This window comes from Mesonia algae (assembly GCF_003253545.1).
GTDB classification, from domain to species: Bacteria; Bacteroidota; Bacteroidia; order Flavobacteriales; family Flavobacteriaceae; genus Mesonia; species Mesonia algae.
On sequence record NZ_QKYV01000002.1, the window covers coordinates 62,525 to 78,006 of the forward strand.

The following is a 15,482-nucleotide window of genomic DNA, read 5'->3' on the forward strand; positions in this document are numbered from 1 at the left end:
TAATTTTATGAACCAACCTTTGGCATATGTGCACCCAGGTGCAAAAATCGCAAAAAATGTTGTAATTGAGCCTTTTACAACGATTCATAATAATGTAGTAATAGGAGAAGGAAGTTGGATTGGTTCTAACGTAACCATAATGGAAGGTGCTAGAATTGGTAAGAATGTTAGCATTTTTCCTGGAGCAGTAATTTCTGCAGTTCCACAAGATAAAAAGTTTAATGATGAAGATACGCTTACTATTATTGGAGACAACACTACTATAAGAGAGTGCGTTACCATTAATAGAGGAACTTCAGACCGTATGAAAACGGTTGTAGGAAACAATTGTTGGATTATGGCTTATTGTCATATTGCACACGATTGTATTGTAGGTGACAATTGTATTTTTTCTAATAACAGTACCCTTGCAGGACACATTAATGTAGGAGACTACGTTATTTTAGCGGGGATGACAGCAATACAGCAGTTTTGTAGTATTGGAAGCCACGCTTTTATAACGGGTGGTTCTTTAGTAAGAAAAGATGTACCTCCATTTGTAAAAGCAGCAAGAGAACCTTTATCATATGTAGGAATTAACTCTATAGGCTTACGCCGAAGAGGTTTTACTACCGAAAAGATTAGAGAAGTTCAAGATATATATAGAATTTTATACCAAAAGAATTATAACAACTCTCAAGCAGTTACTATTATTGAAGCTGAAATGGAAGCTACACCAGAGAGAGATGATATTTTAGAGTTTATCAAAAACTCTCAGCGAGGAATTATGAAAGGTTATTTTTCAAACTAAAAACAAAACAGAATGGCAACGACTAGCGATATTAGAAACGGATTGTGTATTAAATACAATCATGATATATATAAAATTATAGAGTTTTTACATGTTAAACCAGGAAAAGGTCCAGCATTTGTAAGAACGAAAATGAAAAGTGTTACTAACGGAAAAATTTTAGAAAACACTTTTTCTGCAGGTCATAAAATTGAAGATGTTCGTGTAGAAACTCATAAATTTCAATTTTTATATAATGATGGAGAATTTTATCATTTTATGAATACTGAAGATTATACTCAAATTAGATTATTAGAGTCTGCTTTAGACACTCCTGGATTATTAAAAGAAGGGGAAGTGGTAACAGTAATTATCAATTCAGAAGATAATATGCCGCTTTCTGTAGAAATGCCACCAAGTGTAATTCTTGAAGTAACACACACAGAACCTGGTGTAAAAGGAAATACAGCAACGAATGCTACAAAACCTGCAACAGTAGAAACTGGTGCAGAGGTAAACGTTCCACTTTTTATAAATGAGGGAGATAAAATAAAGGTAGAAACCGATAAAGGAACTTACAAAGAACGTATCAAAGAGTAATTTGAGATGAATTTCCCTCAACAACATACCCTTCAGCAAATTGCCACAATTATTCAGTCAGAGTTTGTAGGCGATAAAGATTTTCCTGTATGGGGAATGAATGAGATCCATGTCGTTAGGGAAGGAGATATTGTATTTGTAGATCATCCAAAATACTACGATAAAGCTTTAAATTCCGCTGCGACGGTAATTCTTATCAATAAGAACGTAGAATGTCCAAAAGGAAAAGCTTTATTAATTTCAGACGATCCATTTAGAGATTTTAATAAACTCACAACGTTTTTTAAACCCTTTAAAAATTCTACTCAACAAATTTCAGCTTCCGCGGAAGTAGGAGAGAGAACAACCATTCAGCCAAATGTATTTATTGGTAATCACGTTCGCATTGGTAAGAATTGTATTATTCATTCTAATGTGAGTATTTATGATCATACGTTTATAGGCGATAATGTTACCATACATGCAGGAACTGTTTTAGGTGGTGATGCTTTTTATTACAAAAACAGACCTGAAGGTTTTGATAAATTAAAATCTGGAGGGAAAGTGGTTATTGAAGATAACGTAGATATAGGAGCTGCTTGTACTATTGATAGAGGAGTAACTGGAGAAACTACAATTGGTGAAGGTTCTAAAATAGATAATCAAGTACAGATAGGTCATGATACGATAATTGGTAAGAAGTGTTTGATAGCTTCTCAAGTAGGTATTGCTGGTTGTGTAGTTATAGAAGATGAAGTGACTATATGGGGACAAGTAGGGATTACTAGCGGAATTATTATTGGTAAAAAAGCAGTTATTTCCGCGCAAAGCGGAGTAAGTAAATCACTTGCGGGAAATACTTCTTATTTTGGGACGCCAGCAGACAGTTTTAGAAAAAAATATAAAGAAATTGCTTCTATACGCTTAATACCAAGTTTAATTGAAAAAATAGATAAGTTGTAATGATGAAACAAGCTAAGGATATTGTTAGAGAATTTTATGATTCAGATATAGCAAATGATGCATCAATCATAGAAAAATACTTTCACCCAAATGCTGTTTTAACGTGGAATGGAATTGAAGGTCTTACTAATCTAGGTTTTGATAAAATTTCTGACTTTTTCGCAGATATTAGAAAAAACTATAAAGAACTTAAAATTGAAGTAAGTCACTTACTTCAAGACAATGATACTGTAACCATTCGTTATAAGTATTATGTGCATCCTATAGAGAATCCTGATGAAGAAATAGGAATTGCTCATTTTATTTGTATTTGGGAGATTAAAGATGAAAAATTATACCGAGGATATCAAGTAAGTCAGCCTTTTAAGGATCAAGACGAAAAAGATAATTCTTATGAGAAGGTAAAAGCCTAATTTTTTTTCAAAGCTGTAGTAAAAAAGTTACCTTTGCGCAGCTACTTATAAAATAAGACGTAGTAAACTGAAATAGAAAACAATTAATAAAACCAACTAGTAAAATGAGTGTTTTAGTAAATAAAGATTCAAATATAATCGTTCAAGGTTTTACCGGAAGTGAAGGAACTTTTCACGCTGAACAAATGATTGAATACGGTACAAATGTAGTAGGTGGAGTTACTCCAGGAAAAGGAGGGCAAAAACACCTAGACAAGCCTGTTTTTAATACTGTAGCCGAAGCGGTGAAAGAAGTTAATGCAGATACTACTATTATTTTTGTACCACCAGCTTTTGCAGCAGATGCTATTATGGAAGCAGCAGACGCAGGTATTAAAGTAATCATTACCATTACAGAAGGTATTCCCGTTGCAGATATGATTAAAGCTGCAGAATATATTAAAGATAAAGAATGTAGATTAATAGGTCCTAACTGTCCAGGTGTAATTACTCCAGGTGAAGCTAAAGTTGGTATTATGCCAGGTTTTGTTTTCAAGAAAGGAAAAGTAGGAATTGTATCTAAATCTGGTACATTAACTTATGAAGCTGCAGACCAAGTTGTAAAACAAGGATTAGGTATAACTACTGCCATAGGTATTGGTGGAGATCCAATTATTGGGACTACAACAAAAGAAGCTGTTGAGTTATTGATTAATGACGAAGAGACTGAATGTGTTGTAATGATCGGAGAAATTGGAGGTCAATTAGAAGCAGATGCTGCAGAGTGGTACAAAGCAAGTGGTTCTAAAAAGCCAATCGTAGGTTTTATCGCAGGAGAAACTGCTCCAGCAGGAAGAACCATGGGACACGCAGGAGCTATTGTAGGAGGTAGTGAAGATACGGCTCAAGCTAAAAAGAAAATTATGAGAGAATGTGGTATTCACGTAGTAGATTCTCCAGCAGAAATAGGTAAAAAAGTAGCTGAAGTATTAGGTTAATATAAAATTTGTTAAATTTTAACAAATTTACTTTATATAAAAGTTCGTTAGTAAGTATTTACTAACGAACTTTTTTTATTTTTAACCATCTCTTAACAAATTATTTAAAATAATGAAAAAAATCTATTTACCATTTTTTCTTTTCTTATCTAGTTTAGCAATTATCAGTTGTGGCGAAAAGAAAGAAAATGAAACTTCAGATGAAAATAAGTATCAGCATACAGATGATGCGGGATTTGCTTATCAAACATTTAAAGACGACCCTACAGGACTTAGACTGTATACCTTAGACAACGGACTTAAAGTTTATTTAGGGAAAAATGAAGAAGAACCTAAAATTCAAACTTTAATTGCTGTAAGAGCTGGCTCTACTTATGATCCTGCAGATAATACAGGATTGGCTCATTACTTAGAGCATATGGTTTTTAAAGGAACCCATAAAATTGGAACCCAAGATTGGGAAAAAGAAAAAGTACTCTTAGACAGTATTTCAGATCTATATGAAATGCATAAAGCTGAAAAAGACGAGGAGAAAAAACTGAATCTTTATAAACAAATAGATAGTGTTTCTCAAAAAGCTTCAGAATATTCTATTGCTAATGAATATGATAAAATGGTAGCCTCTTTGGGAGCAGAGGGTACGAATGCATTTACTTCTAATGAACAAACGGTTTATGTAAATAAAATTCCTTCAAATGAATTAAATAAATGGTTACAAGTAGAAAGTGAACGTTTTAGTACATTAGTTTTACGTTTATTCCATACAGAATTAGAAGCGGTTTATGAAGAATTTAATCGCGGTCAAGATAGCGATGGTCGTAAGCAATACCAAGCTACCTTAGAAGGTTTGTTCCCAACTCACCCTTATGGTACGCAAAGCACCATTGGTAAGTCTGAACATTTAAAAAATCCATCTATGGAAGCTATTCATAATTATTTCAATACTTATTACGTGCCAAATAATATGGCAGTGGTTTTGGTAGGGGATATAGATTTTGATGGAACTATAAAAAAAGTAAATGACGCTTTTGGAAGCTATGAGAAGAAGGAGGTTACTCATCCAACATTTAAGAAAGAACAACCTATTACCTCTCCAATAGAAAAGGAAGTTTTTGGACCAACATCAGAGTCGGTGTATGTTGCGTTTAGAACTGGAGGAATAGGTAGCAAGGATGAAAAAATAGTAACTTTAATCGATTATATTTTAGCAAATTCTCAAGCGGGTTTAATCGATTTAGATTTAAATCAGCAGCAAAAAGTACAAAATGCATCTTCGTTTACAAACTTTGATAACGATTACGGTTTTCATCTCCTTTACGGAATGCCAAAAGCAAACCAAACACTAGAAGAAGTTCAAGCTTTACTCTTAGAAGAAGTTGAAAAAATAAAAAAGGGAGAGTTTGATGATTGGTTGATAGAAGCGGTTATTAATGATTTAAAACTTTCAGAAATTCGTGAATATGAAAATGCTTCATCTACAGCTTACGCCTATATGGATGCTTTTATACATTTTCAAGATTGGCAGTCTAGATTAGATTTTATAGAAGGTTTAAAATCAGTTACTAAAGAAGAACTAGTAAATTATGCTAACGAGCACTACAACGACAATTATGTTGCCGTATATAAACGTAAAGGAGAAGATGCAAACATCGCTAAAGTTGAAAACCCAGGAATAACTCCAGTAAAATTAAATCGCGATAAGCAATCTGTATTCATTCAAAATTTTAACAAAGAAGAATCTCCTGCCTTAGAGCCACAATATATTGACTATAAAAAAGCTATAGGAAATTCAGAAACCAAAAACGGATTACCCGTAGCTTACATAGAAAATGAAAACAATGATTTGTTCAACTTGTACTTTATTTTTGATATGGGTCAAGATAACGACAAAGAAATTTCTCTAGCTGCTGGTTATCTAGATTATTTAGGAACAAATAAGTTATCACCCGAGCAAGTAAAACAAGAATTCTATAAATTAGGAATTAATTATTCTGTAAACTCAGGAACAGATAAAACTTACGTTGGTTTATCTGGTTTAAAAGAGAATTTACCAGCAGGTTTATCACTTCTAGAAGATCTTTGGCAAAATGCGGAAGCTAATCAAGAAACCTATGACAAGTATGTAGAGCAGATTTTAAAAGGTCGTGAAGATAATAAAACACAAAAAGGAAATATTTTATTTAACGGATTAATGAACTACGGTAAATATGGAGAAGAATCTAGGTTAAGAGATATTTATTCAGCTGCTGAATTAAAATCTAAAGACCCACAAGAATTGGTTCAGAAAGTTAAAGATTTACGTAATTACAAACAACGTATTTTTTATTACGGAAAAGATTTAGATAAGGCCATTACTTCTTTAGATAAAGAACACCAATTGCCAAGTGAATTAAAGGAATACCCAGAAGCTAAAAAGTTTAATGAGGTAGAAACTGGCGGTAAAGTGTACTTTGTAGATTACGATATGGTGCAAAGTGAAATGGTTTTCTTAGCAAAAGGAGATAAATTTGATGCTGAAAATATGGCAGCAACCGAATTGTTTAATACCTATTTTGGTAGCGGTCTTTCCTCTATTGTTTTTCAAGAAATTAGAGAATCAAAATCTTTAGCTTACTCTGCCTATTCATCTTACCAAATGGCAAATGAAAAGGAAAAGCCAAATTATGTAATGGCTTATATAGGGACTCAAGCCAACAAGATGCCACAAGCCGTAGATGCCATGATGGAGTTAATGACCAATATGCCAGAAGCTGAAGAGCAATTTCAGTCGGCTAAAGAAGCGGCGTTAAAACAAATTGCTGCTAATAGAATTACTAAAACATCTATTTTCTGGAATTATGAAAGTTTAAAGAAAAGAGGCTTAGAGGAAGATTATAGAAAAGAAATGTACAATACTATTAAAGGCATGTCTTTAGAAGATTTAAAAACTTTCTTCAACAACAATATTAAAGGACAAGAATATAATGTATTAGTAATAGGAAACAAGAAAGATGTAGATATGCAATCGCTTTCTAAACTAGGGAAAGTAGAAGAATTAGATGTAGATTATTTGTTTAACTATGAAAAATCTGGAGATAAATTAAAGTTATAAATATAACTCCTTACAAATATGAAAACCTCTTGAAATCTCAAGAGGTTTTTTTATGCCTTCCCGCTATAGTTGCTTATATTTGAGGCTAGGTTATTAATTACACCATCAACTATGAAATTATTAGAAGGAAAAAATGCAATTATTACTGGAGCTAGTAGAGGAATAGGTAAAGGAATTGCCATGATATTTGCTCAGCACGGCGCAAATGTAGCTTTTACTTATAGTTCTTCTGTAGAAGCAGCTCAAGATTTAGAAAAAGAATTAACCGATTTAGGGATTAAAGCAAAAGGTTACAAAAGTAATGCAGCCAATTTTGAAGATGCTCAGAAACTAATAGAAGACGTAAATAAAGACTTTTCTAGTATAGATATTTTAGTAAATAATGCAGGGATTACCAAAGACAATTTGTTAATGCGTATGACCGAAGAAGATTTTGATAAAGTTATAGAAGTTAACTTAAAATCAATTTTTAACATGACTAAAGCAGTACAGCGTACTATGCTTAAGCAACGTAAAGGAAGCATTATTAATATGAGTTCTGTAGTTGGAGTAAAAGGAAATGCAGGCCAAGCAAATTATGCAGCTTCTAAAGCAGGTATGATTGGTTTTTCTAAATCTATGGCTTTAGAATTAGGTTCTCGTAACATTAGAACTAATGTTATTGCGCCAGGATTTATTGAAACAGAAATGACTGCAAAACTTGACGAAAAAACGGTTGAAGGTTGGAGAAATGCTATTCCTTTAAAACGAGGAGGTAGCCCAGAAGACATAGCTAATGCTTGCGTATTTTTAGGTAGTGACCTTAGTGGTTACATTACAGGACAAGTATTAAATGTAGATGGCGGTATGCTTACCTAACCAATCAATTATAAAGTAACTTAATGTCAGGACAAACCCTAATTTTTATTATTCTATCTGCAATTGCAGCGTTAGGTTTGTCTTTATTATTTTATTTATTCAATAAAAAAAAGAAACGCCCAAAACACTGGATCATTTTCAGTGTTTTGCGTTTTTTAAGTCTCTTTTCACTCTTTCTATTGTTGATTAATCCAACTTTAGAATCCCTTCAACTTTCTACAGAAAAACCGAACCTCGTTGTAGCGATAGATAATTCTTCCTCTATAGCTTACTTTAAAGAAGAAAATAAGGTTTCTTCCTTCGTACAACAAATTAAAGAGCACCAAGAATTACAAAAAAAGTTTAATGTTCATTATTATAGCTTCGGGGAGCAAATTAAAAAATTAGATACACTTTCCTTTACGGAAAACAAAACCCAAATTACTCCTTTATTCTATGATTTAGCAGACATTTATGAAAACCAAATAACACCCACCGTTTTAGTAACCGACGGGAATCAAACCTATGGCGAAGATTATTTGTATAAAGCTTCTCAGTTTCCACAAGATATCTATGCAGTTGCGGTAGGTGATACGACGAGTTATAGTGACTTAAAGATTGAAAGAGTCAATGTAAATAAATATGCCTTTCTAAATAATAAATTCCCTGTAGAACTTTTTTTAAATTATAAAGGAGAAAAAGCAGTGCAAAAAGAGGTTTCTATTCAATTAGGTAATTCAACTGTTTTTTCACAGAAAGTCACATTTTCTAAAGAAGATAAAAGCGAAATTCTACAAATAAAATTACCAGCCAATCAAATTGGTTTACTCAATTATACAGTTAGTGTAGAAACGATCGACAATGAGAAAAATATAGCTAATAACACTAAAAAGTTTTTGGTAGAAGTGATCGATGAAAAAACGAAGGTTTTAATTTTATCATCGTTTTTACATCCAGATCTAGGTTCTCTTAAAAAGTCTATAGAGAGTAATCAACAAAGGGAAGCTAATATAGAACTCGTTTCTAATTTCCGAGGAAGTTTGTTAGACTATCAATTAGTTATCTTATATCAACCTAATCCTCTTTTTAAGACTATCTTTGATCAAGTTGCTAAGGAAAATTTAAACTCTTTTATTATTACAGGAACAAAAACTGACTATGATTTTTTAAATAGGAGTCAGGATAATTTCCGTAAAGAAATATTTACTCAATTAGAAGAATTTCAACCCAGTTACAATTCGGATTATAGTAGTTTTCAGCAACCCGATATTCAATTTGGTAGTTTCCCTCCTTTACAAGATTACTTTGGCGGAATATCTTTTAATAAAACACCGCAAATACTGCTTTACCAGAATATAAACGGAATAAAAACCAAAACTCCTGTAATTGCAACCTTAGAAGAAAATCAACGAAAAACAGGTTTTTTATTCGGAGAAAATAGTTGGCAATGGCGTTCTAAAAGCTTTGTTCAGCAAAAAAGTTTTGAAAGTTATGATGATTTTTTAGGAAAGCTAATTCAATACCTTTCTTCAAATAAACGAAGAGAGCGTCTAACAGTAGATGCACAACCATTTTATAATTTCGGAGATAAAATCATAATTCAGGCAGGATATTTTGATAAAAACTATGCTTTTGATGATCGTGCAAAATTAAATATTTCAGTAAAAGAAAAAGAAACTAAAAAGAATAATGAATACCCTTTTATACTTCAGGACAATACTTATGAGGTGAATTTAAGTCAGCTTCAACCTGGTGATTATACTTACAAAGTTTTTACTGAAGAGGAAAATATTCAGAAAACAGGCAGTTTTACCATTATAGATTTTGAAGTAGAAAAGCAGTTTTTAAATGCAGATGTAGAGAAACTGACACAAGTAAGTCAAGATAAAATTTATTTTTTATCTGAAAGCGAGCAACTTTTTAAGCAACTTCTTGAAAACAAAAAATACCAACCCGTTCAAAAAAGCGAGGTTAAAAAAAGCAGTTTAATAGATTGGAAAATCCTTTTAGGTATAATTATAATTTGCCTTTCGGCGGAATGGTTCTTCCGAAAATATAAAGGATTAATATAAATTAATAAGTAAAATTATATGGAAAGATTACCAAAAATAGCATTACCAATAGTATTTATTGGGATTGTAGTAGTTATTTTAATTTTTAAAAGTACAGTAACTATTGGCTCTGGAGAGGCAGGAGTACTTTATAAAACTTTTGATGGTGGAGTTGTAGCCGATGAGCCGCCATTAAGTGAGGGGTTTCACTTTGTTGCTCCTTGGAACAGTGTTTTTGTTTATGAAGCAAGACAACAATCTTTAGAAGAAAAAATGCAAGTTTTAAGTTCTAACGGATTGGAAATTAGATTAGATGCCTCAACTTGGTTTCAACCTAAATATGCAGATTTAGGAAAATTACATAAAGAAAAAGGAGAAAAATATATTGAGCGTTTACTTAAACCTGCTGTAAGATCTGCAGCTAGAGCAGTGGTAGGGAGGTATAGTCCTGAACAATTGTATGCCAGTAAAAGAGAAGCGATACAAAATGAAATCTTAGAAGAAACTCAAATTCTTTTAAAAGATCAGTATGTACAAGTTAATGAAGTATTGGTGCGAGATGTGTCTTTACCAACAACCATTAAAGATGCTATTGAGCGTAAGTTAAGACAAGAGCAAGAATCTTTAGAATATGAATTTAGGCTGACTAAAGCTACAAAAGAAGCAGAACGTCAAAAGATTGAAGCTGAAGGTAAAGCTAGAGCAAATAGCATCCTAAGCCAGTCTCTTACCGATAAAGTATTACAAGAAAAAGGAATTCAGGCCACTATAGAACTTTCTAAATCGAATAATGCAAAAACTGTGATTATCGGTAATTCAGATAATGGTATGCCACTTATATTAGGAAATAATTAGACAAATACTAAAGTTATCTAAAAACCCATTTTTTTGAAAAATAATCTCTAAGTTTGTACCCACAATGAGAAATTTAAATTTACATCATCATCATTTTCATATCCACGCTCAAGCGAGGTGATTTTGTATTTGATGTAATTCAAAAATAATTTACAAACCCGTTTGAGTAATTTCAAACGGGTTTTTTGTTTCCTGTCTGCAATTATTCAAACTATAATTTACCTAAATGAAAAAATTAAAAATTGCGATTCAAAAGTCAGGACGATTGAACGAAGACTCCGTTAAAGTATTAAAAGAAGCTGGTATTTATATAGATAATGGGAAGGAGCAGCTTAAAGCATCTGCTCGTAATTTCCCTTTAGAAGTTCTATATTTAAGAAATGGCGATATTCCTCAATATTTAAGAGATGGAGTGGTAGATATTGCTATTGTAGGTGAAAATTTATTGATAGAAAAAGGAGAAGATTTACAAATTATAGAAAAGCTAGGTTTTTCTAAATGTAAAGTTTCTATCGCCATACCTAAGGAACAAACTTATAGCGGAATTCAAGTTTTACAAGGCAAAAAAATTGCTACTTCTTACCCAAACACTGTCAAAAACTACCTAGCTAAACAAAATATTACAGCAGATTTACACCAAATATCAGGTTCTGTAGAGATTGCGCCAAGCATTGGTTTGGCAGATGCTATTGTAGATATTGTTTCTAGCGGTAGTACTTTATTTAAAAATAATTTAAAGGAAGTAGAGCAAATTTTAACTAGCGAAGCTGTTTTAGCAGTTTCTCCTAGAATATCTGTAGAAGCAAATGAAATTTTAGAGAAATTACAATTCAGAATTCAATCGGTTTTAAAAGCAAGAACTTCTAAATATGTATTGTTAAACGCTCCTAATAGTAAAATTGAAGATATTATAAAAATCTTACCAGGTATGAAAAGTCCAACTGTTTTACCACTTGCAAAAGAAGGTTGGAGTTCTTTACACTCAGTTATTAATGAAGAAGCTTTTTGGGAAGTAATTGATGAGTTAAAAAATAACGGAGCAGAAGGAATCCTTATTTGTCCAATAGAAAAAATGGTGTTGTAAATTTTTATTTAGCTGAATTGTCACACTGAGCGTGTCGAATTGTGTTCTTGTATTAGGTATAAATTCATAAATAAAAAAATTAAAACGCGTCATGCTGAACTTGATTCAGCATCACATCAGCGATATAAAATTGAAATAAGATAGATGAGATCCCGGATCAGGTCTGGGATGACGAAGCAATAAAATAAATATAGTCTGTCATTTCGAGAGAAGTCGAGAGATAAAAAACATAAATATGAAAATCATAAAAAATCCGCTTCAAGAAAATTGGCAAGAAGTCTTAAAAAGACCAACACAGACCATAGATGATATTGAGGCAACGGTTAACGAGATTTTTACAGAAGTAAAAGCAAAAGGAAATCAAGCCATTGCAAAATATACAAGTTTGTTTGATGGTACTTCTATAAGTAATATTGAAGTTTCTGCAGAAGAAATTGAACAAGCAGAAAAGAAAATTTCTACCGAGTTAAAAAATGCTATACAACTTGCTAAAGAAAATATTACCAAATTTCACGCTGCTCAAAAAACAGATAAGGTAGAAGTTGAGACGCAAAGTGGGGTAAAATGTTGGCAAGAAAAACGAGCTATTCAAAAAGTAGGTTTATACATTCCAGGTGGTTCAGCTCCTTTATTTTCAACAATTTTAATGCTAGCTATACCAGCTAATTTAGCAGGTTGTAAAGAGATTGTGTTGTGTACACCACCTAATAAAGAAGGTAAAATAAATCCAGCTATTTTATATACTGCGAACTTATGCGGAGTTACTAAAATATTTAAAGTTGGCGGTATTCAAGCAATTGCAGGAATGACTTTTGGTACAGAAAGTATACCTAAAGTGTACAAAATTTTTGGTCCAGGTAACCAATTTGTTACGGTAGCCAAACAATTGGCAACTAGATTTGATGTAGCTATAGATATGCCTGCTGGGCCTTCAGAATTGTTGGTATTTGCAGATAAAACCGCTAACGCAAGTTTTGTAGCATCAGATTTACTTTCTCAAGCAGAACACGGTGCAGATAGCCAAGTTATTTTGGTAACTACTTCTGAATATATTTTAGAGAAAGTAGAAAAAGAAGTACAAAGTCAATTAGAGAAATTGCCAAGAAAAGAAATTGCTACTAAAGCTATTGAAAATTCTAAACTTATCTTGGTAAAAGATGATGAAGTAGCTTTAAACTTAATTAATCAATATGCTCCAGAACATTTTATTGTAGTAGCAGAAAACGAAGAATTTTTTGTTGACGGAATTGAAAATGCAGGTTCTGTGTTTATTGGCAATTACACACCAGAAAGTGCTGGAGATTATGCTTCAGGTACTAACCATACGTTACCAACTAATGCTTATGCTAGACAATATAGTGGTGTAAATTTAGATAGTTTTCAGAAGAGTATGACTTTTCAAAAAATTGATGAAAATGGAATTAAAACCATAGGGGAAGCTATTGAATTAATGGCAGAAGCAGAAGGTTTGCAAGCGCATAAAAATGCTGTAACTTTAAGATTAAAAAGTTTAGAGTAAGGCAATAATATAGAGAAAACTTTAAATAAAACGTCATACTGAACTTGTATCAGTATCTCATCATCAAGGATAGATTCAAAATGAATAAAATTTTCAATATACAAAATCTGGTACGTGCTAACGTTCAAAAACTAAAACCATATTCGTCAGCAAGAGATGAATATAAAGCCAACGGAACAGATATGGTTTTTCTAGATGCAAATGAAAACCCGTTTGAAAACGGAGTAAATCGTTATCCAGATCCGCAACAGCGTGATTTAAAATTGGCTTTAGCAAAACTGAAAAACCTAAAACCAGAGCAAGTTTTATTAGGGAATGGTAGTGATGAAGTTTTAGATTTAATTTTTAGAGCATTTTGTGAACCTCAAATAGATAACATCCTTACTTTGCCGCCAACTTACGGAATGTACAACGTATTGGCTGGTATTAATAATGTAGAAAATAAAGAAGTTTTACTTACTGTAGATTATGAATTAGATATAAAATCAATTCTAAATGAAGTTACAGAAACTACAAAGCTTATTTTTATTTGTAATCCTAACAACCCAACAGGAAATGCTTTTGATGCACGATCTATTAAAACTTTAATTGAAAATTTTAATGGAATTGTAGTAATAGATGAAGCATATATTGATTTCTCTTCTTATGAAAGTTGGATTAACTTCTTAGATATTTACCCAAATATTATTATTACTCAAACCCTTTCTAAAGCATATGGGATGGCAGGAGTAAGGTTAGGCGTTTGTTATGCTTCCGCAGAAATAATTTCTGTTTTAAATAAAATAAAACCTCCTTATAATGTTAATGAATTAACTCAACAAAAAGCATTAGAGCGTGTTTTAGCGTTTGATGAAGTTTTTAACGAAGTAGAAACTATTATCATTGAAAGAGAAAAAATGATCTCTAATTTGGAGCAAATAGGTTTTATAGAAACGGTTTACACTACAGATGCTAACTTTGTATTGGTAAAAGTAGATGATGCTACTAAAAGATACAATCAATTGTTAGAAAGAGGAATTGTGATTAGAAATAGAACTAACCAGCCTCTATGTGAAAATACATTGCGTTTTACCGTGGGTACAAAACAAGAAAATAAGAAGTTAATAGAAGTTTTACAAACTTTAGATAAATAAATATGTCATCCCAGACTTGATTTGGGATCTCATCCAAAGAAAATAAAAATGAAAAAAATACTTTTTATAGATCGTGATGGTACTTTAATTCAAGAACCAGAAGATTACCAAGTAGATAGATTAGAAAAATTAGAATTTTATCCAGAGGCTATTTACTATGTTTCTAAAATTGCAAAAGAGTTAGATTTTGAATTAGTGATGGTAACTAATCAAGACGGTTTAGGAACCGATAGTTTTCCTGAAAAAGAATTTTGGCCAATTCAAAATTTTATAGAAAACGTATTTGCTAATGAAGGAGCAACATTTAAAGAAAGTTTAATTGACAAAACTTTTGCTAAAGATAATGCAGATACCAGAAAACCAAATATTGGTTTATTACAAAAAAAAGGATATTTAGAAGAAGGGAAATACGATTTAGAGAACTCTTTTATGGTAGGTGATCGTTTAACAGATGTTGAATTTGCTTACAATTTTGGAGGAAAAGGAATTTTCATTAACACTCACGTAGAATTAGGTGCAGATGAAATTAAAAATGATAAAAGTAAAGTAGAAAATGCCATAGCATTAGAAACTAACTCTTGGAAACAGATTTATGAGTTTTTAAAACTGAATGATAGATCTGTTCAAATTTCTAGAAAAACCAATGAAACAGATATTTTTATCGATTTAAATTTAGACGGTACAGGAAAAAGTAAGATAGATACTGGTATTGCTTTTTTTGATCATATGTTAGATCAAATTGCTCGTCACGGTCAAATGGATTTAACTATTCAAGTAAAAGGAGATTTAGAAGTAGATGAACATCATACTATAGAAGATACGGCTATTGCTTTAGGAGAAGTTTTTAATCAAGCTTTAGGTAACAAATTAGGTATTGAACGTTACGGATTTTGCCTACCTATGGATGATTGTCTTGCGCAAGTATCCATAGATTTTGGTGGTAGAAATTGGTTAGTTTGGGAAGCAGATTTTAAACGAGAAATGGTAGGTAAAATGCCAACAGAAATGTTTTATCACTTCTTTAAATCGTTTACAGATGGAGCTAAAGCAAATTTAAATATAAAAGCAGAAGGTACTAATGAGCATCATAAAATTGAAGCCATCTTTAAAGCCTTTGCTAAAGCTATAAAAGTTGCTGTAAAAAGAGATACAGAAAAAATGATCTTGCCAAGCACTAAAGGAATGTTATAAAATAGAATTGAGGATTTTAG

At 31.9% G+C, this 15,482-nt stretch carries 13 protein-coding genes; all 13 read left to right on the forward strand.

Translation table 11 applies throughout. The features are described 5' to 3' along the window. Positions 1-7 precede the first annotated feature (7 nt). The 13 genes from lpxA (at position 8) to hisB (ending at position 15,462) form a co-directional block, all read left to right on the forward strand. Positions 8-790, forward strand: a complete 783-nt coding sequence (gene lpxA / locus LX95_RS03490) for an acyl-ACP--UDP-N-acetylglucosamine O-acyltransferase (protein ID WP_111540054.1) — start codon at positions 8-10, stop codon at positions 788-790. A 12-nt stretch (positions 791-802) separates the two neighbouring features. After that, entirely contained in the window at positions 803-1,369 is a 567-nt protein-coding gene (efp, locus tag LX95_RS03495; RefSeq protein ID WP_111540055.1) for an elongation factor P, read from the forward strand. A gap of 6 nt (positions 1,370-1,375) precedes the next feature. Further along, positions 1,376-2,311 carry a UDP-3-O-(3-hydroxymyristoyl)glucosamine N-acyltransferase gene (locus tag LX95_RS03500; RefSeq protein WP_111540056.1) on the forward strand — a complete coding sequence of 312 codons (936 nt, stop codon included), beginning with the start codon at positions 1,376-1,378 and terminating at the stop codon, positions 2,309-2,311. Positions 2,312-2,313: 2 nt separating this feature from the next. After that, on the forward strand, positions 2,314-2,724 hold the full coding sequence (locus LX95_RS03505; RefSeq protein ID WP_245924719.1) for a nuclear transport factor 2 family protein: 411 nt from the start codon (positions 2,314-2,316) through the stop codon (positions 2,722-2,724). A gap of 104 nt (positions 2,725-2,828) precedes the next feature. After that, the gene (gene sucD / locus LX95_RS03510; RefSeq protein ID WP_111540058.1) at positions 2,829-3,701 is read left to right on the forward strand and encodes a succinate--CoA ligase subunit alpha; all 873 of its coding nucleotides are present in this window, start codon (positions 2,829-2,831) and stop codon (positions 3,699-3,701) included. 112 nt (positions 3,702-3,813) lie between these two features. Then, the gene (locus LX95_RS03515; RefSeq protein WP_111540059.1) at positions 3,814-6,792 is read left to right on the forward strand and encodes a M16 family metallopeptidase; all 2,979 of its coding nucleotides are present in this window, start codon (positions 3,814-3,816) and stop codon (positions 6,790-6,792) included. A 111-nt stretch (positions 6,793-6,903) separates the two neighbouring features. Then, complete coding sequence (gene fabG / locus LX95_RS03520; RefSeq protein WP_111540060.1) at positions 6,904-7,650, forward strand: 3-oxoacyl-[acyl-carrier-protein] reductase; 747 nt, start codon at positions 6,904-6,906, stop codon at positions 7,648-7,650. Between the two features lie 23 nt (positions 7,651-7,673). Next, positions 7,674-9,701 carry a vWA domain-containing protein gene (locus LX95_RS03525; RefSeq protein ID WP_111540061.1) on the forward strand — a complete coding sequence of 676 codons (2,028 nt, stop codon included), beginning with the start codon at positions 7,674-7,676 and terminating at the stop codon, positions 9,699-9,701. Between the two features lie 18 nt (positions 9,702-9,719). Next, the gene (locus tag LX95_RS03530; RefSeq protein ID WP_111540062.1) at positions 9,720-10,535 is read left to right on the forward strand and encodes a prohibitin family protein; all 816 of its coding nucleotides are present in this window, start codon (positions 9,720-9,722) and stop codon (positions 10,533-10,535) included. Positions 10,536-10,761: 226 nt separating this feature from the next. After that, a complete protein-coding gene (gene hisG / locus LX95_RS03535) occupies positions 10,762-11,619 on the forward strand; it encodes an ATP phosphoribosyltransferase (RefSeq protein WP_111540063.1) in 858 nt (285 codons plus the stop codon). Between the two features lie 235 nt (positions 11,620-11,854). Next, a complete protein-coding gene (gene hisD / locus LX95_RS03540; protein ID WP_111540064.1) occupies positions 11,855-13,138 on the forward strand; it encodes a histidinol dehydrogenase in 1,284 nt (427 codons plus the stop codon). Positions 13,139-13,218: 80 nt separating this feature from the next. Next, a complete protein-coding gene (gene hisC / locus LX95_RS03545; protein ID WP_111540065.1) occupies positions 13,219-14,271 on the forward strand; it encodes a histidinol-phosphate transaminase in 1,053 nt (350 codons plus the stop codon). A 48-nt stretch (positions 14,272-14,319) separates the two neighbouring features. Then, complete coding sequence (hisB, locus tag LX95_RS03550) at positions 14,320-15,462, forward strand: bifunctional histidinol-phosphatase/imidazoleglycerol-phosphate dehydratase HisB (RefSeq protein WP_111540066.1); 1,143 nt, start codon at positions 14,320-14,322, stop codon at positions 15,460-15,462. The last annotated feature ends 20 nt before the right edge of the window (positions 15,463-15,482 follow it).

Bases quoted from the DNA above. Each gene is read 5' to 3' on its own strand.
- lpxA (WP_111540054.1), top strand. From the start codon at position 8: ATGAACCAACCTTTGGCATATGTGCACCCAGGTGCAAAAATCGCAAAA.
- efp (WP_111540055.1), top strand. From the start codon at position 803: ATGGCAACGACTAGCGATATTAGAAACGGATTGTGTATTAAATACAAT.
- LX95_RS03500 (WP_111540056.1), top strand. From the start codon at position 1,376: ATGAATTTCCCTCAACAACATACCCTTCAGCAAATTGCCACAATTATT.
- LX95_RS03505 (WP_245924719.1), top strand. From the start codon at position 2,314: ATGAAACAAGCTAAGGATATTGTTAGAGAATTTTATGATTCAGATATA.
- sucD (WP_111540058.1), top strand. From the start codon at position 2,829: ATGAGTGTTTTAGTAAATAAAGATTCAAATATAATCGTTCAAGGTTTT.
- LX95_RS03515 (WP_111540059.1), top strand. From the start codon at position 3,814: ATGAAAAAAATCTATTTACCATTTTTTCTTTTCTTATCTAGTTTAGCA.
- fabG (WP_111540060.1), top strand. From the start codon at position 6,904: ATGAAATTATTAGAAGGAAAAAATGCAATTATTACTGGAGCTAGTAGA.
- LX95_RS03525 (WP_111540061.1), top strand. From the start codon at position 7,674: ATGTCAGGACAAACCCTAATTTTTATTATTCTATCTGCAATTGCAGCG.
- LX95_RS03530 (WP_111540062.1), top strand. From the start codon at position 9,720: ATGGAAAGATTACCAAAAATAGCATTACCAATAGTATTTATTGGGATT.
- hisG (WP_111540063.1), top strand. From the start codon at position 10,762: ATGAAAAAATTAAAAATTGCGATTCAAAAGTCAGGACGATTGAACGAA.
- hisD (WP_111540064.1), top strand. From the start codon at position 11,855: ATGAAAATCATAAAAAATCCGCTTCAAGAAAATTGGCAAGAAGTCTTA.
- hisC (WP_111540065.1), top strand. From the start codon at position 13,219: ATGAATAAAATTTTCAATATACAAAATCTGGTACGTGCTAACGTTCAA.
- hisB (WP_111540066.1), top strand. From the start codon at position 14,320: ATGAAAAAAATACTTTTTATAGATCGTGATGGTACTTTAATTCAAGAA.